The 21,445-nt window shown below is 73.1% G+C and carries 27 protein-coding genes; 17 read left to right on the top strand and 10 right to left on the bottom strand.

Annotation, left to right across the window (positions count from 1 at the left end):
* Positions 1-32 precede the first annotated feature (32 nt).
* Genes ACF1GV_RS08475 through ACF1GV_RS08435 form a run of 9 tightly spaced genes read left to right on the top strand, consistent with a single transcriptional unit; the run spans position 33 to position 4,943 of the window.
* Complete coding sequence (locus tag ACF1GV_RS08475) at positions 33-455, top strand: gas vesicle structural protein GvpA (protein ID WP_391679226.1); 423 nt, start codon at positions 33-35, stop codon at positions 453-455.
* Positions 452-1,225 carry a GvpL/GvpF family gas vesicle protein gene (locus tag ACF1GV_RS08470; protein ID WP_391679223.1) on the top strand — a complete coding sequence of 258 codons (774 nt, stop codon included), beginning with the start codon at positions 452-454 and terminating at the stop codon, positions 1,223-1,225. Before ACF1GV_RS08475 ends, ACF1GV_RS08470 begins: the two co-directional genes overlap by 4 nt.
* A 4-nt stretch (positions 1,226-1,229) precedes the next feature.
* Positions 1,230-1,493, top strand: a complete 264-nt coding sequence (locus tag ACF1GV_RS08465) for a gas vesicle protein GvpG (RefSeq protein WP_391679221.1) — start codon at positions 1,230-1,232, stop codon at positions 1,491-1,493.
* The gene (locus ACF1GV_RS08460; protein ID WP_391679219.1) at positions 1,490-2,146 is read left to right on the top strand and encodes a DNA primase; all 657 of its coding nucleotides are present in this window, start codon (positions 1,490-1,492) and stop codon (positions 2,144-2,146) included. Before ACF1GV_RS08465 ends, ACF1GV_RS08460 begins: the two co-directional genes overlap by 4 nt.
* Positions 2,143-3,327: an SRPBCC family protein gene (locus tag ACF1GV_RS08455; RefSeq protein ID WP_391679217.1), complete on the top strand. Its 1,185-nt coding sequence runs from the start codon at positions 2,143-2,145 to the stop codon at positions 3,325-3,327. The genes ACF1GV_RS08460 and ACF1GV_RS08455 overlap by 4 nt, the downstream gene beginning before the upstream one ends.
* Entirely contained in the window at positions 3,324-3,662 is a 339-nt protein-coding gene (locus ACF1GV_RS08450) for a gas vesicle protein (RefSeq protein ID WP_363261923.1), read from the top strand. Before ACF1GV_RS08455 ends, ACF1GV_RS08450 begins: the two co-directional genes overlap by 4 nt.
* A complete protein-coding gene (locus ACF1GV_RS08445; RefSeq protein ID WP_391679214.1) occupies positions 3,659-4,462 on the top strand; it encodes a GvpL/GvpF family gas vesicle protein in 804 nt (267 codons plus the stop codon). Before ACF1GV_RS08450 ends, ACF1GV_RS08445 begins: the two co-directional genes overlap by 4 nt.
* Positions 4,459-4,668 (top strand): gas vesicle protein, encoded by a 210-nt coding sequence (locus tag ACF1GV_RS08440; RefSeq protein ID WP_391679211.1) that lies wholly within the window; start codon positions 4,459-4,461, stop codon positions 4,666-4,668. Before ACF1GV_RS08445 ends, ACF1GV_RS08440 begins: the two co-directional genes overlap by 4 nt.
* Positions 4,669-4,679: 11 nt before the next feature.
* Positions 4,680-4,943, top strand: coding sequence for a gas vesicle protein K (locus ACF1GV_RS08435; protein WP_363262268.1), 264 nt, complete (start codon positions 4,680-4,682; stop codon positions 4,941-4,943).
* A 59-nt stretch (positions 4,944-5,002) separates the two neighbouring features.
* Here the strand turns inward: ACF1GV_RS08435 and ACF1GV_RS08430 are convergent, their stop codons facing one another.
* From ACF1GV_RS08430 to ACF1GV_RS08420, 3 genes are all read right to left on the bottom strand, one after another.
* On the bottom strand, positions 5,003-5,173 hold the full coding sequence (locus tag ACF1GV_RS08430) for a hydrophobic protein (protein WP_361627216.1): 171 nt from the start codon (positions 5,171-5,173) through the stop codon (positions 5,003-5,005).
* 42 nt (positions 5,174-5,215) lie between these two features.
* Complete coding sequence (locus ACF1GV_RS08425; protein WP_391679209.1) at positions 5,216-6,037, bottom strand: methyltransferase domain-containing protein; 822 nt, start codon at positions 6,035-6,037, stop codon at positions 5,216-5,218.
* Between the two features lie 112 nt (positions 6,038-6,149).
* Entirely contained in the window at positions 6,150-7,643 is a 1,494-nt protein-coding gene (locus tag ACF1GV_RS08420; protein ID WP_391679207.1) for a bifunctional phosphatase PAP2/diacylglycerol kinase family protein, read from the bottom strand.
* 63 nt (positions 7,644-7,706) lie between these two features.
* Between ACF1GV_RS08420 and ACF1GV_RS08415 the strand changes: the two genes are divergently transcribed.
* Both ACF1GV_RS08415 and ACF1GV_RS08410 read left to right on the top strand, forming a co-directional pair.
* Positions 7,707-8,363 carry a histidine phosphatase family protein gene (locus ACF1GV_RS08415; RefSeq protein ID WP_391679205.1) on the top strand — a complete coding sequence of 219 codons (657 nt, stop codon included), beginning with the start codon at positions 7,707-7,709 and terminating at the stop codon, positions 8,361-8,363.
* A gap of 80 nt (positions 8,364-8,443) precedes the next feature.
* Positions 8,444-10,063, top strand: a complete 1,620-nt coding sequence (locus ACF1GV_RS08410; protein WP_391679203.1) for an ABC-F family ATP-binding cassette domain-containing protein — start codon at positions 8,444-8,446, stop codon at positions 10,061-10,063.
* Positions 10,064-10,100: 37 nt separating this feature from the next.
* Here ACF1GV_RS08410 and ACF1GV_RS08405 read toward each other — a convergent pair whose 3' ends face one another.
* Positions 10,101-11,219 (bottom strand): Vms1/Ankzf1 family peptidyl-tRNA hydrolase, encoded by a 1,119-nt coding sequence (locus ACF1GV_RS08405; RefSeq protein ID WP_391679200.1) that lies wholly within the window; start codon positions 11,217-11,219, stop codon positions 10,101-10,103.
* Positions 11,220-11,275: 56 nt separating this feature from the next.
* On the opposite strand from ACF1GV_RS08405, the gene ACF1GV_RS08400 reads away from it, so the two are divergent.
* Positions 11,276-11,557: a DUF6158 family protein gene (locus tag ACF1GV_RS08400; protein WP_391679197.1), complete on the top strand. Its 282-nt coding sequence runs from the start codon at positions 11,276-11,278 to the stop codon at positions 11,555-11,557.
* A gap of 32 nt (positions 11,558-11,589) precedes the next feature.
* Here ACF1GV_RS08400 and ACF1GV_RS08395 read toward each other — a convergent pair whose 3' ends face one another.
* Genes ACF1GV_RS08395 through ACF1GV_RS08385 form a run of 3 tightly spaced genes read right to left on the bottom strand, consistent with a single transcriptional unit; the run spans position 11,590 to position 14,353 of the window.
* Positions 11,590-12,141, bottom strand: coding sequence for a type 1 glutamine amidotransferase domain-containing protein (locus ACF1GV_RS08395; protein WP_391679195.1), 552 nt, complete (start codon positions 12,139-12,141; stop codon positions 11,590-11,592).
* A gap of 2 nt (positions 12,142-12,143) precedes the next feature.
* The gene (locus ACF1GV_RS08390; protein WP_391679193.1) at positions 12,144-12,539 is read right to left on the bottom strand and encodes a DUF2795 domain-containing protein; all 396 of its coding nucleotides are present in this window, start codon (positions 12,537-12,539) and stop codon (positions 12,144-12,146) included.
* Between the two features lie 20 nt (positions 12,540-12,559).
* Positions 12,560-14,353, bottom strand: a complete 1,794-nt coding sequence (locus ACF1GV_RS08385; RefSeq protein WP_391679190.1) for a thiamine pyrophosphate-requiring protein — start codon at positions 14,351-14,353, stop codon at positions 12,560-12,562.
* A gap of 243 nt (positions 14,354-14,596) precedes the next feature.
* Here ACF1GV_RS08385 and ACF1GV_RS08380 point away from each other — a divergent pair, with 243 nt between their 5' ends.
* The 4 genes from ACF1GV_RS08380 (at position 14,597) to ACF1GV_RS08365 (ending at position 18,907) form a co-directional block, all read left to right on the top strand.
* Positions 14,597-15,385, top strand: a complete 789-nt coding sequence (locus tag ACF1GV_RS08380) for a SigB/SigF/SigG family RNA polymerase sigma factor (protein WP_391679188.1) — start codon at positions 14,597-14,599, stop codon at positions 15,383-15,385.
* Between the two features lie 230 nt (positions 15,386-15,615).
* Positions 15,616-16,395, top strand: coding sequence for a hypothetical protein (locus tag ACF1GV_RS08375; protein ID WP_391679185.1), 780 nt, complete (start codon positions 15,616-15,618; stop codon positions 16,393-16,395).
* A 140-nt stretch (positions 16,396-16,535) separates the two neighbouring features.
* Positions 16,536-17,783: an aminotransferase class I/II-fold pyridoxal phosphate-dependent enzyme gene (locus ACF1GV_RS08370; RefSeq protein WP_391679183.1), complete on the top strand. Its 1,248-nt coding sequence runs from the start codon at positions 16,536-16,538 to the stop codon at positions 17,781-17,783.
* On the top strand, positions 17,780-18,907 hold the full coding sequence (locus tag ACF1GV_RS08365; RefSeq protein WP_391679181.1) for an MBL fold metallo-hydrolase: 1,128 nt from the start codon (positions 17,780-17,782) through the stop codon (positions 18,905-18,907). Before ACF1GV_RS08370 ends, ACF1GV_RS08365 begins: the two co-directional genes overlap by 4 nt.
* 59 nt (positions 18,908-18,966) lie before the next feature.
* On the opposite strand, the gene ACF1GV_RS08360 is transcribed toward ACF1GV_RS08365, so the two are convergent.
* Both ACF1GV_RS08360 and ACF1GV_RS08355 read right to left on the bottom strand, forming a co-directional pair.
* On the bottom strand, positions 18,967-19,581 hold the full coding sequence (locus tag ACF1GV_RS08360; RefSeq protein ID WP_391679179.1) for a DedA family protein: 615 nt from the start codon (positions 19,579-19,581) through the stop codon (positions 18,967-18,969).
* Positions 19,578-20,351: an MBL fold metallo-hydrolase gene (locus ACF1GV_RS08355; protein ID WP_391679177.1), complete on the bottom strand. Its 774-nt coding sequence runs from the start codon at positions 20,349-20,351 to the stop codon at positions 19,578-19,580. The genes ACF1GV_RS08360 and ACF1GV_RS08355 overlap by 4 nt, the downstream gene beginning before the upstream one ends.
* Positions 20,352-20,435: 84 nt before the next feature.
* Here ACF1GV_RS08355 and ACF1GV_RS08350 point away from each other — a divergent pair, with 84 nt between their 5' ends.
* Complete coding sequence (locus ACF1GV_RS08350; protein WP_363261903.1) at positions 20,436-20,867, top strand: hypothetical protein; 432 nt, start codon at positions 20,436-20,438, stop codon at positions 20,865-20,867.
* Positions 20,868-20,914: 47 nt separating this feature from the next.
* On the opposite strand, the gene ACF1GV_RS08345 is transcribed toward ACF1GV_RS08350, so the two are convergent.
* Positions 20,915-21,373: a group II truncated hemoglobin gene (locus ACF1GV_RS08345; RefSeq protein ID WP_391679175.1), complete on the bottom strand. Its 459-nt coding sequence runs from the start codon at positions 21,371-21,373 to the stop codon at positions 20,915-20,917.
* Positions 21,374-21,445: the final 72 nt, after the last annotated feature.

The following is a 21,445-nucleotide window of genomic DNA, read 5'->3' as shown; positions in this document are numbered from 1 at the left end:
ACACGATCACGACAGAAGGAGGCACGGTCGGTATGACCGTTGTCCCGGCACAGCAGTCCGGCGGCGGAGGCGGCAGCAGCGGCCTCTACGACGTTCTCGAGCTCGTCCTCGACAGGGGGCTTGTCATCGACGCGTTCGTGCGGGTGTCCCTCGTCGGCATCGAGATCCTGAAGATCGACGTACGGGTCGTGGTGGCCAGCGTCGACACCTACCTGCGCTTCGCCGAGGCGTGCAACCGGCTCGACCTGGAGGCCGGGCCGCGCAAGGCCCCCGGCCTGCCCGACCTGGTCGGCGAGATCACCGAGTCCGGCGCGCGCGGCAAGTCCAAGGGCGCCCTGTCCGGTGCCGCGCAGACCATATCGGACGCCTTCAAGGAGGCGCGCGGCGAGGGAGAGACCGAGGAGCGGCGGCCCCGCAAGAGCACGGCCGCCCGCCGGAAGGAGGAGCAGGAGTGAGCACGTACGTCTACGGCATCACGGCGAGTTCCCACCCGAAGCTCCCCGAGGGGATGGACGGCGTCGGCGAGCCCTCCCTTCCGGTCCGCATCCTCAGGGCGGGTGAGCTGGCGGCCGTCGTCAGTGACGCCCCCGAAGGGCTGCGGCCCAAGCGGCGCGACCTGCTCGCCCACCAGAACGTGCTCGCCGAGGCGGGCGCGGCCGGCTGCGTGCTGCCCATGCGGTTCGGCAGCGTCGCCCCCGACGACGACACCGTCACCGCGGTGCTCACCGAGCGCGCCGACCACTACAAGGAACGGCTGCGCGCCCTCGACGGCCGCGTGGAGTACAACGTCAAGGCCAACCATGTGGAAGAGGCGGTCCTGCACCGGGTGATGTCCGAGAGCCCGGAGATCCGCACCCTCGCGGAGGCCAACCGACAGGCGGGTGGCGGGAATTACGACGACAAGCTGCGCCTCGGTGAGATGGTCGCCGCCGCCGTGAAGGCCAAGGAGGCCGAGGACGGCACCGCCCTGCAGCGCCTCCTGGAGCCGGCCGCCGACGCGGTCAGCGCGGGGCCGGAGTCCACCGGCTGGCTGGCCAACACGTCGTTCCTGGTCGAGAAGGACAGCGCCGAGCATTTCCTGGCCGCCGTCGAGCAGGCCCGCACGGACATGCCGCAGCTGGAGATCCGCGTCAACGGCCCGCTGCCGCCCTACAGCTTCGTCGACCCGGGCCCGGCCGAGCACACGGCCACCCTGGCCGGCAGCGCGGACACCGAAGAGGGGTGACGCCATGGGCCTGCTCGGTGAGGTGCTTCTGCTGCCGTTCGCCCCGGTGCGCGGCAGCGCGTGGGTGATGAGACAGGTGCTCCAGGAGGCGGAGCGGATCTACTACGACCCGGCCACCATACGGACCGAGCTGGCCCGCCTGGAAGAGCGGCTGGAGGCCGGAGAGATCAGCGAGGAAGAGTTCGACCGTCAGGAGGACGAGCTTCTCGACCGGCTGGAGACGGCGACGCGCGCGAGCGCGGGAACAGGTGAGTGGACAGCGCAATGAACCGAGTCGGACTGGGCCTCGCGGTAGGGGCCGGATACGTCCTTGGACGTACCAAGAAGGCGAAGCTGGCGATCGCCGTCGGCAGCATGGTCGCCGGCAAGCGGATGAACCTCAGCCCGCGCATGGTCGCGGACCTGGTGAACCAGCAGCTCAAGAACAATCCTCAGGTCAAGGAGATCGGGGACCAGCTGCGCGGTGACCTGCGAGGCGTGGGCAAGGCGGCCTCCGGCGCCCTCGTCGAGCGGCAGATCGGCGCCCTCGCCGACCGGCTGCATTCCCGTACGGCCGATCTGCGCGATCAGACCTCCGGCGGCTCGGGCCGCGGTGAGCGGGACGAGGAGGACGAGGAGCCGGAGGACGACGCCGAGGACCGGGACGAAGACCGGGACGAAGACCGGGACGAGGGCGCCGACGACGAACCGGAGAGGTCGCGCGGCGAGCGCGACGCCCCGGCGAAGAAGGCGACCGGCTCGGCTCGCAAGGCCAAGAAGGCGGCCAAGAAGGCTCCGGCCAAGAAGGCCGCCCCCGCCAAGAAGACCGCCAAGAGGGCGCCGGGCCCCGGCGCCGCTGCGAAGAAGACCGCCTCGGCCGGTAAGACGGCCGAGAAGACCGTCGGCCGGGACCGGCAGGCGAAGGGAGGCGGTGAACGATGACCGATACCCTGGGAGCGGCCGGTTCCGCCGGTCGGGACGCGGCAGGCGCCGCCGGGAACGCGGCGGGCAAGAACCCGCTCGCCGACCTGGCGCACAGCGAAGCCGCCGACCGGCTCAAGGCCGAACTGCAGGACTACCTCGCCGCCCAGGCGACCCGGATGCTCAGCGGTGTCGGGCACAAGCTCGGCGAGACCACCCTGAAGCTGAACGACATCGCCGAGGGCAAGAGCCCGGGCTTCGCCAAGCTGGCTCTCGACGGCGGTCGCAAGATCGCCGAGGGCAAGGGCCCCCTCCGCACGGCGCTGGAACTCGGCGCCTCCCGAGCCAAGGACAGCGTGATGGGCAAGCTGAAGGGCCTCGGCGGCGGCAAGAAGGGCGGCAAGGGCCGCGCCGGCAACAAGCCGACCGTGATCATCGAGCACATCGACGTCGGGGTGCCGCTGCGTACCGCCTACGACCAGTGGACCCGGTACCAGGACTTCAGCACCTTCGCCAAGGGCGTCAAGAGCGCGAGCCGCGCCGACGACACCCATTCCGACTGGCAGGCCAAGGTGTTCTGGTCCAGCCGCAGCTGGAAGGCGACCACCACCGAGCAGATCCCCGACCAGCGCATCGCCTGGACGTCGGAGGGCGCCAAGGGCACCACCAAGGGCGCGGTCACCTTCCACCGGCTCGCGGACAACCTCACCCGCGTCCTGCTGGTGATCGAGTACTACCCCTCCGGCCTGTTCGAGAAGACCGGCAACATCTGGCGCGCCCAGGGCCGCCGGGCCCGTCTCGACCTGAAGAACTACGCCCGCTTCATCACCCTCAAGGGAGAAGTGGACGAGGGGTGGCGCGGCGAGATCGAGGACGGCGAGGTCGTCCGCAGCCACGAGGAGGCGCTGGAGGCTGAGGAAGCGGAAGGCGACGAGGCCGAGGACGAGAACGGCGGCGAGGAGACCTCCGAGGCCGAGGACCAGGCTCCCGAGGCCGAGGAGCAGGCCCCCGAGGACGAGGACCAGCAGGCCTCCGAGGACGAGGAGGAGGACGAGGACGAGGAGCCGTACGACGAGGAGGAGGGCGAGTACGAGGACGAGGAAGAGGAGGAGGAGGACGAGGACGAGGGCGCCGGGGACGCCGATGAGGAATACGAGGAAGAGGAGGAGGACGAGGACGAGCACTCCGGGAGCCGGCGATGACCACACCCAGCCCGATGGCGGGCCGGATGCCCGAGCCCTACGGGGGCGGCAGCGGAGCCAACCTCGCCGACATCCTCGAGCGCGTCCTGGACAAGGGCATCGTCATCGCGGGTGACATCCGGATCAACCTGCTCGACATCGAACTGCTCACCATCAAGCTGCGGCTCATCGTCGCCTCCGTGGACAAGGCCAAGGAGATGGGCATCGACTGGTGGGAGACCGATCCGGCGCTCTCCAGCCGCGCCCGCCGCGACGAACTCACCCGCGAGAACGCCGAGCTGCGGGCCCGGCTGGCGGAGCTGGAGCCCGGACGAGGCCAGGAGGAGGCCCCATGACCGGACTGCGGTACGTCTACGCCGTGTGCCGCCCGTTCAGCGCGCCACTCCAGGCGCAGCTGACCGGGGTGGGCGGCGCGCCGCCCCGGCATCTGACCCACCACGGCCTGGTCGCCGTCTACAGCGAGGTCCCGGCGCGGGACTTCGCCGAGGAAGCGCTGCGCGCGCATCTGGAGGACCTCGACTGGGTGACCGAAACGGCCCGCGCCCACCAGGGCGTGATCGACGCGCTGACCGTGGTCACCACCCCGCTGCCGCTGCGCCTGGGCACCGTCTTCCACGACGACAGCGGGGTGCGCACCATGATGGAGGCCCGCGAGCGCGACTTCCGGCGCACCCTGGACCGGCTCCAGGGCAAGGTCGAGTGGGGCGTGAAGGTGTACGCGGAGGCGCAGGGCGAGGAGGCGCAGCGCGGGGTGCCGTCACCGCAGGCCTCCTCCGCGGCGGCGCCGGCCGCGTCGGGGCGGGACTATCTGCGCCGGCGCAGCATGAGTGCCAGGGCGCACGAGGACATGTGGCAAAAGGCCGAGGAATTCGCCACGCGGCTCCATGCGTCCCTTTCCGCGCATGCCGACGATTCCCGGGTGCACGCACCGCAGAACCCGGCGCTTTCCGGGGCCGCCGGACGCAATGTGCTCAATGCGGCCTATCTGGTGCCGCGGGCGGCGTCCGAGGAATTCGTGGAACTCGTCGACCGGACCAAGGACGACGTCCCGGGAATGCGCGTGGAACTCACGGGCCCCTGGGCCGCCTATTCGTTCGTGGAGACCCCGCGGCCGGTGGGGGAGGGGTCCGGGTGACCGTCGTCCAACGCCGTGAGATCGCGCTCGTGGACCTGCTGGACCGGCTGCTGGCCGGCGGGGTGGTGATCACGGGGGACATCACCCTGCGCATCGCCGACGTCGATCTGGTGCGCATCGACCTCAACGCGCTGATCAGCTCGGTGAACGCCCAGGTGCCCTCGCCGTTCGATCCTCTGGTTCCGTCGCGCAAGGAGCTGCCGTGACCGACCGTCACATGGACCTCGATCCCGACACGGTGGAACGGGACCTGGTCAAGCTCGTCCTGACCGTCGTGGAGCTGCTGCGTCAGCTCATGGAGCGCCAGGCCGTGCGCCGCTTCGACGAGGGCGACCTGAGCGAGGAGCAGGAGGAGCGCATCGGGCTGACCCTGATGCTGCTGGAGGACCGCATGGCGGAACTGCGCGACCGCTACGGACTGCGGCCCGAGGACCTCAATCTGGACCTCGGGCCGCTGGGACCGTTGCTTCCTCGCGACTGACCTCCCCGGGAAAGCCCCGGGGAGGCCGGTCCCGGCCGGGAGTCGGGCTCCCGGTCACCTCACCACCTGTACCAGCGGCCCCTGCCGCCCGCCGCGCTCGTGCTCCGCAGCAGGAACCCCAGCAGCCACACAACCAGAACCGCCAGCGCGATCCACCAGAGAACCTTCACTGCGAATCCGAGACCGAAAAGGACGATCGCCAGAAGCAGTACCAGCAGGATGGGAACCATAGTCTGAACCTCCTGCTTTCCGGGTTTCCCGAAAAAGGGGATTCAGACTTCCTTGCGGCACAGAATTTCGCCGTGCAGGACCGCGAACCAGCCGTCCTGGTGCTTTCCCCATTCCCGCCAGCCGGCCGCCACGGCGGCCAGCTCCGCCTCGGTGGCGTGCCCGCCGGCGACGGCCAGCCCGGCGAACGCGGAGGCCGTCGTGCGCTCCGCCCACAGACCGCTCCACCACCGCCGTTCCTCGGTCGTGGCGAACGTCCAGGTGGCGGAGGACGCGGTGACGTCGGTCAGGCCCGCCGCGCGCGCCCACGCCGTCAGCCGGCGCCCCGCGTCCGGTTCGCCGCCGCCCGCGCGGGCGACCCGGTGGTACAGGGCCAGCCAGTCGTCCAACGCGGGCAGCTGCGGATACCAGGTCATCGCCGCGTAGTCCGCGTCGCGGACCGCGATGAAGCCGCCGGGCTTGGTGACCCGTGCCATCTCCCGCAGCGCCTGGACCGGGTCGCTGACGTGCTGCAGCACCTGGTGGGCGTGGACCACGCAGAAGGTGTCGTCCGGGTAGTCCAGGGCGTGGACGTCGGCGGTGGCGAAGTCGACGTTCGTCAGGCCCCGCCGGTCGGCCTCGGCCCGCGCCTGCTCCAGGACGCCCGCTGCCCGGTCGACGCCGGTGACGTGTCCGTCGGGGACCAGCGCGGCCAGGTCGGCGGTGATCGTGCCGGGACCGCAGCCGATGTCCAGGATCCTCATGTGGGGCTTCAGCACGCCGAGCAGGTAGGCCGCCGAGTTGGCGGCGGTGCGCCAGGTGTGCGATCGCAGCACCGATGCGTGGTGCCCGTGCGTGTAGACGGCCGTCTCCTGCGCTTCCGACATGGCTGTGCCCCTCCTCGTCGAACCCGGCCGGACGCCCCGGCCGGTGCTCGCCACGGTACGCGCGTCGGCCGCATGATGAGATAGGCGTATCGCCATATGGTCTGACGGTGTGTCAGTGGATGACCGCGGGCCGGTAGACGGTCAGCGCCTGCGGCAGCTTCTCCACCGTCACCTCGCCGTGCACCTCGGCCACTTCACCGTCGTACGCGAGCAGCGTGCCCGGGGCGACACCGGCCAGCCGCAGCCGGGGCACCTGCACAGCGGCGTGTGCCGGGGAGCGGGTCAGCGGGCCGGCGACGGCGGCGGCCAGCAGCCGCAGCGCCGGATGGCGCCCGCCGTGCACGACCCGCACGTCCAGTTGCCCGTCCGCCAGGTCCAGGCGGCGGCCCGGGGCGAGGCCCATGCGGTGGTAGGTGCCGTTGCCGACGAACAGCAGCCACAGCGGGTGCGGCCGGCCGCCCACTTCCGCCTCAAGCGGATGCCGGTCGGCGCGCAGCACGCGCAGCGCCGCCAGCACCCCGGCCGGCCAGCCGCCGACGCGGCGCGCCCAGCGGTCCCGCTCGCGCACCAGCTCCGGATACACACCGAGGCTGAGGGTGTTGACGAAGATGCCGCGCTGCTCGCCGGAGGTGAACCGGCCCACGTCCACGCGCACCGCCTCGCCCCGCGTCAGCGCCCCGGCCAGATCGCGGACGTCCTCCAGACCCAGGTCGAGGGCGAAGTGGTTCAGCGTGCCGCCCGGCAGCACCGCGAGCGGCAGCCCGTGGCGCAGGGCGACCTCGGCGGCCGTGTTCACCGTGCCGTCGCCGCCGCACACGCCGAGCGCGACCGCCCGCGCCGCCGCCTTCTCCAGCTCCGCCGGCGCGTCCTGCGGCGCGCACTCCACGACCTCGGCGCCCGGCAGCGCGTTCCGCAGCGCCCGCACCCGGTCGGCGGTCCCAGCGGCGGTGTTCGCCACCAGCACCAGGCCCCGCCCGTCCGGCAGCACTGGGGCGTCCGCCCGCGGCCGGGCCGACGGCGCCAGCTGCCCCCGGGTGGGCGCCAGACCCCGTACGGCGAAGGCGGCGCCCGCGCCGAGGGCCGCGCCCGCCAGCACGTCGCTCGGGAAGTGGACGCCGGTGTAGACGCGGGACATCGCCACCGAGAACGCCACCGGCGCCACGGCCGCGCCCCAGGCCGGGGACTCCAGCGCCACCCCGGTCGCGAAGGCGGCCGCCGACGCCGCGTGGCCCGACGGGAACGACGTGGTGATCGGCTGCCGCTTCAGCTGCCGCACCAGCGGAACCGGGTCCAGCACCGGCCGGTCGCGGCGCACCGAGCGCTTGCCGAGCGTGTTGACGGTCAGCGAGGCGAGCGTCAGCGAGGCCACGCCGCGGGCGGCGGCCCGGCGGCCGCGGGGGGTGCGGCTCGCCGCGATGGCGGCCGCCGTCGCGAACCAGAGCAGTCCGTGGTTGGCGCTGCGGCTCAGCCGGGGCAGCACCGGCCCGGCGGCCGGCCAGTGCCGCTCGGCGGCGAACTCGAAGAGACGGCAGTCCAGGGCGAGCAGCTTCTGCCGCAGGGGGTGCCCCTCGGACCGGGGCGCGGTGAGGTCGACATCGGGACTCATACCCTGGCGATTACCCTGAAGTGGCCGTTTGCCGACCGGGGGGCCACACCGCACGGAGACCGTATGCGTCTGCTGCTCGTCCGCCACGCCGAGACCCCGTCCAACGTGCGCCATCTGCTGGACACGGCGGCGCCCGGGCCCGCGCTGACGGCCCTAGGCGAACAGCAGGCCGCCGCGCTGCCCGACGCGCTGGCGGGCGAGGACATCACGGCGCTCTACGTCTCCCCCCTGATCCGCACCCGGCTCACCGCCGCCCCGCTGGCCGCCGCCCACGGCCTCGACGTGCGCGTGCGTGACGGCATCCGGGAGGTCACGGCCGGCGACCTGGAGATGCTGCCCGGTGACAGTCCCCAGGCTGAGCTGTACATGAAGACCGTGTTCGCCTGGGCGGCCGGGGACACCGCGCTGCGCCTGCCCGGCGGTGAGAGCGGCGAGGAGGTGCTGGAGCGCTTCGACACGGTGGTCGCCGAGGCCACGGCGACCGGCGCCAGCACGGCCGCCCTGGTCAGCCACGGCGCCGTGATCCGTCTGTGGACCGCGGCCCGCGCGGCCAACGTCGACGTCCCTTTCGCCGCCGCCCATCCCCTGCGCAACACCGGCGTGGTGGCCTTGGAGGGCAGCCCGTCCGCCGGCTGGACGGCACTGACCTGGGCGGACGAGACGGTGGCGCCGTCGGGCGAGGCGGGCCCGACGGGGGAGGCCGTCCCGGCCGTCGAATGACGCGATCCTCCGTGGCCGCACGGCAGACCCCGCGTTATGAGTTTGCCGTCGCCGCGTGCCGCACCGGAGAATGCCTGCCCATGGGACATCTGGAAGCCGCGCACCTCGAGTACTACCTCCCCGACGGGAGGGCACTGCTCGGTGACGTGTCCTTCCGGGTCGGCGAAGGCGCCGCCGTCGCGCTCGTGGGCCCCAACGGGGCCGGCAAGACCACGCTGCTCAGGCTGATCTCCGGCGAGCTGAAACCGCACGGCGGTTCCGTCACCGTCAGCGGCGGGCTCGGCGTGATGCGCCAGTTCGTCGGGTCCGTACGGGACGACACGACCGTACGCGACCTGCTGGTCTCCGTGGCGCCGCCCCGTATCCGCGAGGCCGCGGCCGCCGTCGACTCCGCCGAGCACGCCCTGCTCACCGTGGACGACGAGGCCGCCCAGCTGCAGTACGCGCAGGCCCTCGCCGACTGGGCGGAGGTGCGGGGCTACGAGGCCGAGACGCTGTGGGACATGTGCACCATGGCCGCGCTCGGCGTGCCGTACGAGAAGGCACAGTGGCGGCAGGTGCGCACGCTGTCCGGCGGTGAGCAGAAGCGGCTGGTGCTGGAGGCGCTGCTGCGCGGCACCGACGAGGTGCTGCTGCTCGACGAGCCGGACAACTACCTCGACGTGCCCGGCAAGCGCTGGCTGGAGGAACGGCTGCGGGAGACCCGCAAGACCGTCCTGTTCGTTTCCCACGACCGTGAGCTCCTCTCCCGCGCCGCCGAGAAGATCGTCTCGGTGGAGCCCGGGCCGGCCGGGGCCGACGCCTGGGTGCACGGCGGCGGCTTCGCCACCTATCACGAGGCCCGCCGGGAACGCTTCGCCCGCTTCGAGGAGCTGCGCCGCCGCTGGGACGAGAAGCACGCCCAGCTGAAGAAGCTGGTGCTGAACCTGCGCCAGGCCGCCAGCGTCAGCCATGAGATGGCCTCCCGCTACGCGGCGGCGCAGACCCGGCTGCGCAAGTTCGAGGAGGCCGGACCGCCGCCCGAGCCGCCGCGCGAGCAGGACATCACCATGCGCCTCAAGGGCGGCCGCACCGGTGTACGCGCTCTCACCTGCGAGGGCCTCGAGCTCACGGGCCTGATGAAACCGTTCGACCTGGAGGTCTTCTACGGCGAGCGGGTCGCCGTCCTCGGCTCCAACGGCTCCGGCAAGTCGCACTTCCTGCGCCTGCTCGCCGGTGAGGACGTGGCGCACACGGGCCGGTGGAAGCTGGGCGCGCGGGTCGTGCCCGGGCACTTCGCGCAGACCCACGCCCACCCGGAGCTGGTGGGCCGCACGCTCCTGGACATCCTGTGGACGGAACACTCCCAGGACCGGGGCGCGGCGATGTCCCGGCTGCGCCGCTACGAGCTGACCCAGCAGGCCGAGCAGACCTTCGACCGCCTCTCCGGCGGCCAGCAGGCCCGCTTCCAGATCCTGCTGCTGGAACTCGCCGGCGCCACCGCCCTGCTCCTGGACGAGCCCACCGACAACCTCGACCTGGATTCCGCGGAAGCCCTCCAGGAGGGCCTGGAGGCGTTCGAGGGCACGGTCCTCGCCGTCACCCACGACCGCTGGTTCGCCCGCTCCTTCGACCGCTACCTGGTCTTCGGCACGGACGGCCACGTCCGCGAGACGGCGGACCCGGTGTGGGACGAACGACGGGTGGAGCGGGCCCGCTAGGGTCTGTCGTCCGGATCACGCCCCCGTCAGTGGTGCCTCAGCTCCAGCGCAGCAGGGCTCCGAGGCCACCCGCCGGGGTGTCGTCGCCGTGCTCCGGCAGGGCCGGGGTGACCGAGATTGCCGGGGCACCCGTCATGACCACCGACCGCAGCAGGGCGTCGTCGGCGCGCGCCGACCACGAGTGCTGCTCACCGAGCGTCTTCAGCTCCGTGCGGCGCACCGCCAGCTGGTCGGGGTCCTCGCCGATCCACACCTCACGGTGCGTGTCCGGGCCGTCCGGCCGGATCAGCAGCTCGTCGATACGGTGCTCGCGGGCCGCCTCCACCAGCGCGGGCACGCCCTCCACGGCGGCCGCGCGGCCCTCGCCGCCCGGGGTGCGGGCGGCCAGGAAACGGTCCAGGTCCTCCTGCGCCCGCCGCCGCACATGCTCGGCGCGCGCCCGCTCCACCTCCTCGTCGAGCAGTCGGCTGCCGCTGCCGTGGTCGGCCTCGACCGCGCACCCGCGCAGCCGCTGCGGCAGCCGCTCGTGCACGGTCCGCCGCTCGCGCGCGTCACCCACCAGGATCAGCAGGTCGGCGCCGGTCTCTTCCTGGCACACCGCGAGCGCGTCGGCGATCTCCGCCGCGTTGTGCTCCCAGGTGTTCTCCACCCGCAGCTGGAAGTGGCGCTCCGACCAGTCGGAGGAGCCGGTCCGGTGCACCGGCCACTGCCGCCCGCTGACCGTGCCGGCCTCCTGGCTGCCCAGGCCCGAGCGCAGCTCGAAGTCCGCGCCCTTGCGGTCGATGTACGCCACCACGCACACCGGGTCCTCCCCGGCGAGTTCCAGCAGCGGTGACACCCGGGGCAGCGGAGCCCACTGCGCGGAGCTGCCCCGCGCCGGCGCCCGGGCCAGCGGCGGATCCAGCACCACCTCACCGTCCCTCGCGAACAGCGCGCGTCCGTGCGGATCACTGGCATGGCGCAACTCGTCCACGGCCTCGCGCACCGCACGGCAGGTCGCCTCGTCCGCTCCTTGCCCGGCCAGCTCCCGCGCCACCGCCTGCGCCGTCAGTTCCCGTTCGTGCGCCGTGTCCTCCGCATGGCGTGAGAGGTCGACGTACACGGAGGCCCAGGGGCCGGAGTGTTCATAGAGTGGGTGCAGAAAGGCGAGATCCATGGCTCCCTCCCGTGATGAGCTCGGGGGTAGTGCTCACGGGCGGGTACCCGGACCGCATGAACGGACACGACCGACCGGACGGGGCCACCATGAGCGGAGTCGACCCAGGGCGACTGGACGACCAGCAGCTGATGAAGGAGCTGGAGAACATCCACCGCACGCGTCACGACACCCTGCTGTACGGCTCGAACGACGCGCTGCGCGCCCACAACGAACGCATGGCGCAACTCGAGGGCGAGTACCTGCGTCGCAACCCGAGCCGTCCTGTCGCGGCCGGCCGTACCCGGGAAGGCGCCCGGGAACGCGGAAGCGGGGAGTCGGCGACTCCCCGCTCCTGACCTGCTGACCGTCCCAGCCCCGCGCGGGCCGCTCAGGCGGCCTGCCGGGACTCCTGCGCGAACACCTCCAGATACGTCTGGCAGAAGGCCTTAAGATCGTCCGGCTTGCGGCTGGTGACCAGCTTGTTGGGTCCGTGGTCGCAGACCTTGACCTGCTCGTCGACCCAGGTGCCGCCCGCATTGCGGATGTCCGTCTCAAGACTCGGCCACGACGTCAGCACCCGCCCGCGTACGACGTCGGCCTCGACCAGCGTCCACGGCGCGTGGCAGATCGCGGCGACCGGGCGGCCCTGCGTGAAGAAGTCCTTGACGAACGCCACCGCCTTGTCGTCCATCCGCAGGAAGTCCGGGTTGGCGACACCGCCGGGCAGCACCAGCCCGCCGAAGGAGTCGGCCGAGGCGTCCTGGACGACCTCGTCGACGGGGAAGGTGTCGGCCTTGTCCAGGTGGTTGAACGCCTGGATCTCGCCGGACTCGGTCGACACCAGCACCGGCTCGTGCCCGGCGTCCTTCGCCGCCTGCCACGGGTCGGTCAGCTCGACCTGCTCGACACCCTCGGGGGCTGCCAGGAAAGCGATACGCATGATCATCCCTTCGTGCGTGTGGACTGCGTGCCGGTGACCGCCTCGGCCAGCTCCTGGACGTTGCCGTAGTGCGCCTTGCGGGGCAGGCGCTCCAGCGCGTCCACGAGCGGGTCCGGCGCGTTGTTGCGGCGCAGCACGCCGATCAGTTCGTGCGGGCCTGCCGGGAACGAGCTGCGGCCCAGGATCCGCGCCAGCTCCAGGCGAACGGTCTCCAGGGAGGAGCCGAGGCCACCGGGCGCCACCGGGCCGCCCCAGACCTGCGGGTCGTCGTCGGCGGCCGGCTCCGGGTCGTGCCACTCCTCGGTCCGGGTCGGGTGGCCGGACCGGAGCAGACCCTGCAGTTCGTGCTTCCTCTCGTTGTCGCGGTGCACGCTCATCCGGTCACTGCCTCGCTGCATGTCACGTTCCTTTCGGAGGCTTACTTCTTGTCCCGGCCCGGCAGGAACTCCTGCACCTTCGCCTTGAAGCCCTGCTTGACCATCGAGCCCCGGTCGGCGTCGCCCTTGAGGATCGACGCGATCGTGGCCTCCATCTGCTCCCAGGTGGCGTGCGGCGGGACCGGCGGCACCGCGGGGTCGGTGAGGAACTCGATCACCGCCGGCCCGTCGGCCTCCAGACCGGCCCGCCAGCCCGCCTCCACGTCCTCCGGCTTCTCCACCCGCACGCCGGTCAGGCCCAGCGAGCGGGCGAACGCCGCGTACTGCACGTCCGGGATCGCCTGCGACTCCACGAAGGACGGCGCACCCTCCATGGCCCGCATCTCCCAGGTCACCTGGTTGAGGTCCTGGTTGTTCCACACGGCCACCACCAGCCGCCGGTCCTGCCAGCGGTCGGCGTACTTCGCCGCGGTGATCATCTCCGCGAGGCCGTTCATCTGCATCGCGCCGTCACCGACCAGCGCGACCACCGGCCGGTCCGGGTGGGCGAACTTCGCGCCGATCGCGTACGGCACCCCGGGGCCCATCGTCGCCAGCGTGCCGGACAGCGAACCGCGCATGGTGCCGCGCATCGTGATGTGCCGGGCGTACCAGTTCGCGGTCGATCCCGAGTCGGAGGTGATGATCGCGTCGTCCGGCAGCAGCGGGTCCAGCGCGGCGGCGACGTACTCCGGATTGATCGGGTCGGCGGAGAGGTTCGCGCGCCGCTCCATCACCTGCTGCCAGTGCTGCACGTTGTCGCACACCGTGTCGAACCACTCCCGCCCGCGGCCCGAGTCGATCATCGGGATCAGCCGGTCCAGCGTCGCCTTCGCGTCACCGACCAGGTTCACCTCGTACGGGTAACGCATGCCCACCATGTGCGGATCGATGTCGATCTGCACCGCCCGGGCCTTGCCGAACTCCGGCAGGAACTGCGAGTACGGGAACGACGAGCCGATCGTCAGCAGCGTGTCGCAGTCCCGCATCAGCTCATAGCTCGGGCGGGTGCCCAGCAGCCCGATCGAGCCGGTGACATACGGCAGCTCGTCACTGAGGACGTCCTTGCCGAGCAGCGCCTTCGCCACGCCCGCGCCGAGCAGCTCCGCGATGTGCTGCACCTCCTCGCGCGCGTGCGCCGCGCCCTGCCCGACCAGGATCGCCACCTTGTCACCGGCGTTGAGCACCTCCGCCGCCCGGCGCAGCGACTCCTCCGAGGGCATCGCCGTCCACGAGCTGCGGTCCAGGCTGGAGGGCACCATCTTGAACGCGTGGCCCGGCGGCGAGTAGTCCAGCTCCTGCACGTCACCCGGGATGATCACGGCCGTCGGGGCGCGCCGCGCGTACGCGGTGCGGATGGCCCGGTCCAGCACGTTCGGCAGCTGCTCGGGCACCGTCACCGTCTCCACGAAGTCCGAGGCGACGTCCTTGTAGAGCGTGTGCAGGTCGACTTCCTGCTGGTAGGAGCCGCCCATCGCGGTACGGTGCGTCTGGCCGACGATCGCCACGACCGGCACATGGTCCAGCTTCGCGTCGTACAGCCCGTTCAGCAGGTGGATCGCGCCGGGTCCCGACGTGGCCGTGCACACCCCCAGCCGGCCGCTGAACTTGGCGTATCCGACCGCCTCGAACGCGGACATCTCCTCGTGCCGGGACTGGATGAAGCGGGGCTTGTCCTCGGCGCGTCCCCAGGCGGCGAGCAGTCCGTTGATGCCGTCACCCGGATAGCCGAACACACAGTCCACGCCCCAGTCGCGCAGCCGCTCGAGGACGTAGTCGGACACCTTGCTGCTCATGAAGGACCTCCAGGTCGCACCGGCATCGGTGGGCGTCAGCACGGGACGAGTCACCCGCAGGCATCCCGGAAAACCTGAGCCCGGGTTTGCCCGCCGACCTTCAGGGCAGGCGCAGGACCAGTGCTTCGGAACGGAGGCACGTCCGTGGGAACGGCTGCACGTGGCCCCGGCGTACCCGGTCCGGGCCTGCGCCATTCCCTCGGTGACCGTCCACCCAGAGCACCCAGGGGAGAGCGACGCACCATGCGAACCCGAACCGGCACACACCCGCACGACGACGCCCCCGACACCGCCGACGCCTTCCGCAGGCTCGCCGCGCTCGAGCCGGGGCCCGAACGCGACGCCCTGCGCGCGGAGATCACCGAGGTCTGGCTGCCGATGGCCGAACGCCTCGCCGGACGCTTCCGCAACCGCGGCGAGTCCTACGACGACCTGCGCCAGGTCGCCGCCCTCGGCCTGGTCAAGGCCGTCGACCGCTACGACCCCGAGCTCGGCAACGCCTTCGAGAGCTACGCCGTGCCCACCATCACCGGCGAGATCAAGCGGCACTTCCGCGACCACATGTGGACCCTGCACGTGCCGCGCCGCGTCCAGGACCTGCGCAACCGGGTACGCGCCGCCGTCCAGGAGCTGTCCCAGACCGTCTCCGGCGAGCGGCCCACCGTCGAGCAGATCGCCGAACGCGCGCAGCTGAGCGAGGAGGACGTCAAGGCCGGTCTGGAGGCGCTGGAGAGCTTCACCGCGCTGTCCCTGGACGCCGAGATGACGGGCACCGAAGGCGGCTACGCGCTGACCGACACACTCGGCTCACCCGACGCGGCGCTGGACACGGTCGTGGACCGCGAGGCGGTACGGCCGCGGCTGGCGGCGCTGCCGGAGCGGGAGCGGGCGATCCTGTACATGCGGTTCTTCGGGGACATGACGCAGAGCCGGATCGCGGAGGAGCTGGGGATCTCGCAGATGCATGTGTCCCGGCTGATCAGCCGGTGCTGTGGGCGGATGCGGTCGGAGATCCTGGCGGATGCGGAGTAGCGCCGTGCGGGTCTCTCTTCGATGCCGGGCGCGGGGGTTCGGTGGCTGGTCGCGCAGTTCCCCGCGTCCCTGCCCGTACCGGCTTCGACGTCGGCTGAATCACTCCGTCGGCTCTCAGCCGTCCCCCTAACGGCGTCCGGCCGCGCGCGGCCTCGTCCTTCGGCGGCTGTCATGGCTGTACGGCACGACACCCCCGTGCCCGCAGTCGTACGGCCGAAGGAGTTCTCCCCATGCGCCGCACCGCCCGTGCCCTGTCCGTCGCCGCGCTGGTCGTGCTGGCCGGTGCCGCGCCGGCCGCGGCCGCGGATGACCCGGCCGACCCCCTGGACACGGCCGTGGAGGCCGGCCCGGGCGACCCGGCCACGCCGGCCGCGCAGATCAGCCCCGCCTCGGTGGAGCCGGGCGGCACCGTCACCGTGTCCGTGACCTGCGACCCGACGGGCGGGCCCGCGCCCGAGAGCATCGACGCCAGCTCCGAGGCGGCCTTCGCGGACGGCACCGTGAAGCTGCAGAAGGTGCCCGGCGGCGACGACGAACTGTCCGGGCCCTCCTACAAGGGCACCGCGAAGATCGTCCCCGCCGAGGACCTCGAGGGCCTGGCCGACGGCGGAGCCGACGCCGGCTGGGCCGTGGACGGCACCTGCCCGGCACCGCCGGGCGGCAAGGGCCGGCCCTGGCGCACCACGTTCGACCTCGCCCACGCCTCCCACGGCGCCACCGCCGCCCCGGCCTGCCCCGAGCCCCACCTCACACCCTGCGGGGACAAGGGAGACAAGGAAGGCAAGGGGGACGAGGGTGTGAAGCCGACACCGCCCGCGCAGGAACCCGGCCGGCAGCAGCCCACCGCCCAGCCCCCGCGGCCCCCGGCGATCGAGCACGGCGTGCACGCGGGCGAGGGCGGCAGCTTCACCACCTCGGCGCCCGCCCTGGTGGCCGGCGGGCTGCTCATCCTGGGCGCGGCCGGGGCCGCCGCGCACCGGCTGCGGCAGCGCGAGCGGGACCGCCGCTGAGCGAGCGGGGGATGTGACCGGCGCAACCCGCGCCCCGAGCCATGGGGGGCGCACGACGTGGGTACTTGGAGGCCGGAGCGGCGAGGCGGTGACGCGGCACCGGCCCACCCCACGGCACGAGCGACTGCGCGGAGGCACGCATGCGGCGGACCGACCCCGAAGGGCACGGCCCCGTCCGCTACGGCCCCCCACTGCCCGGCACCGGGCTGCCGGTGCTCCCCGAACTGACCGCCCGGATCTGCGCCGCCGCCGACCGGGCCGACGCCGAACCCGTGGGCGGCTCACCCGCCGTCACCGAGGCGGCCTGCGGCTACTGGGAGCGGCGGGGCCTTGCCACCGAACCCGGCCGTGTCGCCGCGGCGTCCGGCGCGCCCGCGCTGCTGCTGGCGCTGACCGCGGCCCTCGGCGGGGACGTCCTGGTGCCCCGGCCCTGCGCGGCCTGGTGGGCGCCGTACGCGCGCGTGCTGGGCAGACCCCTCTTCCACGTGCCCACACCCGCGGAGTCCGGCGGTGTGCCCGACCCCTACGCGCTGTTGGAGACCGTCCGCCGGGTCCGCGCCGAGGGCGGCGACCCGCGGCTGCTGGTCCTGTCGCTCGCCGACGATCCGACCGGCACGGTCGTCCCGCCGGAGCTGCTGCACGAGACAGTGGAGGCGGCCGCCGGAGAGGGACTGCACCTGGTCAGCGACGAGACCTGGCGCGACACCCTGCACGCCCGGCACGACACCGTGCTGCTCAGCCCCGCCGAGATGCTGCCCGGTCGGGTCACCGTCGTCACCGACCTGGCCGGTGCGCTGCTGCCGGCCGGCTGGCCCGCCGCGATCGCCCGGTTCCCGGCGGACGGCCGCGGCGGCGAACTGCACGCGCGCGTACGGGACATCCTCACCGCACTCGACGCCCGTATCGCCGCGCCCGTCGCCGCCGCCGCCGCGTACGCGCTGACCGAACCCCAGCCGGTCGCGGACCGGGTCGCGGCCACCGTCGCGCTGCACGCGCGGGTGGCCGCCGCCGTGCATCACGCCGTCGTCACCGCGGGCGCCCTCGCCAGGCCGCCGCAGGCGGGCCGCCACCTGTACGCCGACCTGGGCCCGCTGCGTGCGGCGCTCGCCGCGCACGGGGTGGGCGACGCGCAGGACTTGGAGGAATACCTCTCCGCCCGGCTCGGCATGCCCGCCCCGGGCGGCCACCGCTTCGGAGACGACCTCGCCGCGCTGCGCGTGCGGCTGACCACGGGTCCGCTGCTGGGCGGCACGGACGCCGAGCGCGCGGAATGCCTCACGTCCCCCGCGCCGTTGGAACTGCCACACGTGCACCGCGCGTTGAGCACGGTGCGGTCCGTCTTCGACGACCTCCGCGACGACGCCCAGCGATGGGAGCCTCCTCGATGACGCAGCAGTCCGAGTCGCCCGCCACCGGCGCGGTCACGAGCACGACGCCGTCCCCGTCCCCGGCCCCCGTCACCGGCACGACCCCGTCTCCGTCCCCCGACGCCCCGGCACCCCCGGCCGCCGCCCCGCCCTCCTTCGCGCCCCCGCTCCCGCCCCTCGCCGAACCCCGCCCGCTGGGGGAGCGGCGGGTGTGGCCGCGGACCTTCCACGACCGGCTCACCGCACCGCTGCCCGGCCTCAAGGCGATCGCCCGCTTCGCCCGCGAGGGCGCGGTGCGCCCCGGCAAGGAGGGCCTCGCCGACATCCCCCGCCTGCCCTACGCTCCCGCTCCGCTGCCCCGCGTCGACGCCCGCACCCTCGCCGTCACCTGGGCGGGACACGCCAGCTGGATCGTCCAGGTCGGGGGACTGACCGTGCTCACCGACCCGGTCTGGTCGCGCCGCATCCTCGGCACCCCGGCCCGCATCACGCCCGTCGGCGTGCCGTGGGAGGAGCTGCCGCGCGTCGACGCCGTCGTCGTCAGCCACAACCATTACGACCATCTCGACGCCCCCACGCTGCGCCGACTGCCGCGCGACACCCCCGTGTTCGCGCCCGCCGGACTGGGACGCTGGTTCGACAGGCGCCGGTTCACCCGCGTCACCGAACTGGACTGGTGGGAGAGCGCCGAACTGTCCGGGGTCCGCTTCGACTTCGTCCCGGCCCACCACTGGTCCAAGCGCACCCTCACCGACACCTGCCGCAGCCTGTGGGGCGGCTGGGTACTCACCGCGCCCGACGGCCGGCGGCTGTACTTCGCCGGCGACACCGGATACGGCCACTGGTTCAGCCGTATCGGCCGCCACTACCCCGGCATCGACCTCGCCCTGCTCCCGATCGGCGCCTACGACCCGCGCTGGTGGCTCAGCGACGTCCACTGCGACCCGGAGGAGGCCGTGCAGGCCGCCCGGGACCTCGGCGCGCGCAGAATGGCCCCGATGCACTGGGGGACGTTCATCCTCTCCGCGGAACCCGTCCTGGAACCGCTGACGCGGGTGCGGGAGGCGTGGGAGAGGGCCGGGCTGGACCGCGACGACCTGTGGGACCTGGCGGTGGGGGCGTCCCGGGTGCTGGAGCGCCCCTGAAGGGGCGGGGATCCGCGCGACCGGTCCCGGCGGCCCGCGCCCGCCGTACGACGGTGGGCCTACCGCTGCACGCGCCTCCACACACCGGGCAGGGCACCGGCGAGCAGGGTCAGGCCGATCGCCGCCACGACGCCCTCCCACGGCTCGGGGAAGAGCGAGCCGCCGAGGATGCCGATCAGCTGATAGGTCAACGCCCACGCGAGACAGGCCGGCAGGTTGCCCCGCGCGAACCTCCGCAGGGGCCACTTCGCCAGCAGGCACGCCAGCATCACCGGGATACGGCCCGCCGGCACCAGCCGGGACAGCACCAGCACCGCCACCCCGTGCTCCGCCAGCTTGTCCTGGGCCTGCGTCAGCCGCTCCTGCGGCGCCCGCGCGCGGATCGCCTCCAGCCAGCGCGAGCCGCTGTGCGAGCGCATCCCGCGCCGGCCCAGCCAGTACAGCGCCGCGTCCCCGCAGAACGCGGCCAGCGACGCCGTGACGAAGACCAGCGCCAGCGAGAACGGCGCCGTCTGGTGGAAGGCCACCACCGCCGCCGAACTCACCAGCGCGCCCGTCGGCACCACCGGCACCAGCGCCCCGATCAACACCAGCAGGAACAGCGACGGATAGCCGAGCGCCTGCTGGGTGGACTCCGTCGGCACCGCCGTCACCGCCGCGGCCAGCCCGCTCACGGGGCGACCGCCGGCCGCACGCTCTCGCCGTGCGCCAACCGGTGCACGGCCACGTCCGGGGCCCAGTGGGCCGCGAGCCGCACGAACTCCTCGCCGGGCGCGTGGAACTCGTGCGGGCGCACCGCGTCCAGCCCGATCGGCCAGTACGTGCCGTAGTGCACCGGTATCGCGCAGCGCGGCGCCAGCCGGGCCAGTGCCTGCGCCGCCCGCCCCGCGTCCAGATGGCCCTCCCCGAGGTACGGCCCCCAGCCGCCCACCGGCAGCAGCGCCACCTCGATCGGGCCGACCTCCTTCGCCATCGACTCGAACAGCCCGGTGTCCCCGGCGAAGTACGTGCGGGCCTCGCCCTCGACGACGTATCCGAGGGCGGGGGAGCGGTGCGGGCCGAACGGCAGCCGGCGGCCGTCGTGCTCGGCCGGCACCGCGCGGATCACCAGATCGCCGGCCCGGGTCTCGTCGCCGGGAGCCATCTCGCGCAGACGCAGATGCGTCAGACGCCGTAGTCCCGGTACGGCACGCGGCGCACCCCGGGGCACCAGCAGGCGCGTGCCCGGCGCAAGCCGCTCCAGGGAGGGCACGTGGAGGTGGTCGGCGTGCAGGTGGGAGACCAGTGCGACGTCTGCGCGCCAGGCGTCCGGCGGCGGCAGCGCCCCGCGCCTGCGCCGCAGATGCGCCAGCCGGCGGGTGAACAGGGGATCGGTGAGCACACGGGTGTCCGAGTCCTCCACCGTGCAGGTGGCGTGACCCCACCAGGTGATCTCCACCGGCACCTCAATGCCTCCTTCGAGCGACTCCCCCGAAGCCTACGGGCAGGAGTAGGGTCGGCGGCGAAACGCGGAGGTGAGGGGGACGCCATGGGAGAGGTGCGGGGTGCCTTCGGCCGGCCGGCCCAGGTCCGCGTCACGGCGATCGCCGGTCTGACGCCGCTGGAGGAGCTGGACAGCGACCCCTTTCTGGTGGACTCGCGCAGCCAGTTCGCGATGTGCGCCCGCTGGGCCGCCGAGCGCGGCTACGTCGTCGCGCGTGAACTGCTCGTCCGGGGGCTGCGGGCCGACCACCGCGTGCTGTGGGACGGGGTGCGGGCCGGGCGGGACGTGTTCGTCGCCCCGAGCAGGCGGGTGCTGGAGTCCGCGCTGTCCTCCGTGGAGGAGTTCACCGCGGAGTGCGCGCGGCGGGGGGTGCGGGTGGAGACGGTCGGCTGCGCCGAGCCCGCGTACGACGCGCAGATGAAGGCGCGGGTGCATCGGCGCCTGTCGATGCCGACAGCCGGGTACGACGGTCGCTGACGGCTCGGCCGGCCGGGGTCACCGTCCCGGGGGCGGTGGCGGCGGGGTCAGGCCAGACCGTCCCAGCCCCAGCGCGGGGTGGGGCCCGGGGCCCCCAGGTCCGTGTCCGGGGCCGAGGCCGAGACGTCCTTGGCGATCCGCGTGCCCCAGTCGAAGTACTCCATCACCCTGCGGCGCAGCAGGGCGTCGTCCGGCAGTTCCTTCTCCACGGCCGCCGTCATCAGCTCCATCCAGCGGAGCCGCTGCTCCTCGGTGATGCCGAGCCCGAGATGGGCGCGGAGCAGGGCCTGGTGTCCGCCGTGCTCCGCCGTGAACAGGGCCGGTCCCGAGAAGACCTCCGCCAGCCACACGGCCACGTGTTGCACGTGGGTGGCGGTGAAGCCGGCGAAGACGGGTGCGAGGAGGGGGTCGGCCAGGACCCCCTCGTAGAACGTCTCGGAGAGCCGGCGCAGCGCGTCGGCGCCACCCACGGCGTCGTACAGGGTGTTCGTGTGCTCGGCGCTCATGGAAGGCCTCCGGGACGCGGGATGTGTTCCCCCAGCTTTCACACAACACGGCCCGCAACCAAGGATGTTCGC

The sequence above is a fragment of the Streptomyces sp. NPDC014006 genome (genome assembly GCF_043088925.1).
Lineage (GTDB): Bacteria > Actinomycetota > Actinomycetes > Streptomycetales > Streptomycetaceae > Streptomyces.
The sequence above is the reverse complement of the archived record's forward strand: the minus strand, read 5'-3'. Positions and strand labels throughout refer to the sequence as shown.